The organism is Halalkalibacter alkaliphilus, from assembly GCF_023555415.1.
Lineage (GTDB): Bacteria > Bacillota > Bacilli > Bacillales > Bacillaceae_D > Halalkalibacter > Halalkalibacter alkaliphilus.
Window position 1 is genome coordinate 1 of record NZ_JAKRYL010000053.1, and the last position, 2,197, is coordinate 2,197.

General features: G+C 43.7%; 1 protein-coding gene. It reads left to right on the forward strand.

All coding sequences use genetic code 11. The features are described from left to right. Positions 1-2,160, forward strand: a 2,160-nt coding sequence (nirB, locus tag MF646_RS23010; RefSeq protein WP_250098831.1) for a nitrite reductase large subunit NirB, incomplete at its 5' end; no start/stop codon positions are given. Positions 2,161-2,197: the final 37 nt, after the last annotated feature.

Here is a 2,197-nt window from a genome sequence, read left to right on the forward strand (position 1 = left end):
CAAGTCGTTGTGAGCAAAAACGGGGTAGAGCGTTCTTACGATAAATTGATTTTTGCCACAGGTTCAAATCCGTTTATGCTTCCATTGCCTGGTGCCGATAAAGAAGGGGTTATCGCGTTTCGTAACATTAAAGACTGTGAAACAATGATCGATACGTCGAGAAAGTACAAACGCGCAACAGTCATTGGTGGGGGACTACTTGGACTTGAGGCAGCTCGTGGTCTATTAAACTTAAATATGGAAGTCGACGTCATTCATATTGCCGACTATTTAATGGAGCGCCAGTTGGATAGTCAAGCAGGGAAGATGTTAAAGGAAGAACTAGAAGCTCAAGGCATGACATTCCACTTACAGAAGAATACAAAAGAAATCGAAGGGAAAAAACGCGTCGAAAGCATTTCTTTCACAGATGGCACACGCTTCAAAACAGACTTGGTCGTTATGGCTGTTGGGATTAAGCCAAACATTGCATTAGCACAAGACGCTGGCTTAACAACAGAACGAGCGATTGTGGTTGATGATTTCATGCAAACAAGTGCACCAAATGTGTACGCGGTTGGGGAATGTGCGCAGCATAGAGGAATTGCGTACGGACTTGTTGCTCCTCTTTACGAACAAGGAAAAGTGCTAGCGGCTCATATTTGTTCAGAAGGTCAGTCGCTTGAGCACGGTTACGAGGGTTCCCTTGTTTATACGCAATTAAAAGTATCTGGTGTGAATGTATTCTCAGCTGGAGAGTTCCAAGATGCAGAAGATACAAAAGCGATTCGTGTTCACGATGAATTTGAAGGGATTTACAAAAAAGTTGTTGTGAGAGATAACAAAGTGATTGGCGCCGTGTTATTTGGGGATACATCTGACTCAACAAGACTCCTTTCGATGATGCGGAATGAGGACGATATCTCAGGAATGAGTAAGGTCGCTCTTCTTCCATCTGAAAGTGGCGAAGCGCCAGTCAGCCCAGTTGTAGCGATGGCTGATGGTGATAATGTGTGTGACTGTAACGGAATTTCAAAAGGGGAGATTTGTTCAGCCATTACCGATCAAGGGTTAACAACCGTTGAGCAAGTGAAGCAATGTACAACGGCAGGGCGTTCTTGTGGTGGATGTAAGCCTCTTATCGCAGATTTATTAACATTAACAACAGGTGAAGATGTTGGTAATGCCCCAGAGCCAATGTGTGGTTGTACGGAATATACGCATGAAGAAGTGGTCGCTGAAATCCGCGAGCTTGGTCTTTCACACCCGCGTGAAGTGATGAATGTATTAGGCTGGGAATCAGATGAAGGCTGTTCGAAGTGTCGCCCAGCGATTAACTACTACTTGAAAATGGTTGACCCAATTAAAAATGCAGACGACCCAACATCTCGTTTCATTAACGAGCGTGTCCATGCCAACATTAACCATAACGGAACGTTTACAGTTGTTCCTAGAATGTATGGCGGGGTAACGAATGCGGATCAGCTTCGTAAAATTGCAGACGTGGCAGATAAATACAATGTTCCTCTTTTGAAAGTAACCGGAGGACAGCGAATTGACTTATTTGGAGTCGAAAAAGAAGACTTACCGAAAGTATGGAGTGACCTTGGCATGAGATCCGGTTCTGCATATGCAAAAGCGCTTCGTACCGTAAAAACGTGTGTCGGAGAGCAGTTCTGCCGCTTTGGAACACAAGACTCTATTGGTCTAGGTGTTGAATTAGAGAAGAAGTTTGAATACATCAACACACCTCATAAAGTAAAAATGGCAGTATCGGCTTGTCCACGTAACTGTGCAGAGTCTGGCATTAAAGACTTTGGTGTTGTCGGAGTAGACGGAGGCTGGGAGCTGTATGTCGGAGGAAACGGCGGGGTCGACCTGCGTGGCGGAGACTTATTCTGTAAAGTGAAAACAAAAGAAGAGATCATCGATACAATCAGTGCATTTATGCAATATTACAGAGAAAATGCGAGGTATTTAGAGAGAACGTCTCACTTTGTGGAGAGAGTTGGCTTAGATCATATGAAGAAAGTCGTTCTTGAAGACGAGGAAGGCCGTAAAGCTCTGATTGAAAGAATGGACGTCGCTCTTTCAACAGGAAAAGATCCATGGAAGGAAATTGTCGAGAAAGAAGAATTACAACAAGAATTCAAGAAGAAGCAAGTAGAAGTGCTTTCTTAATTTTTTAATACTAGGGGGAGACGATGAGTAAATTAAT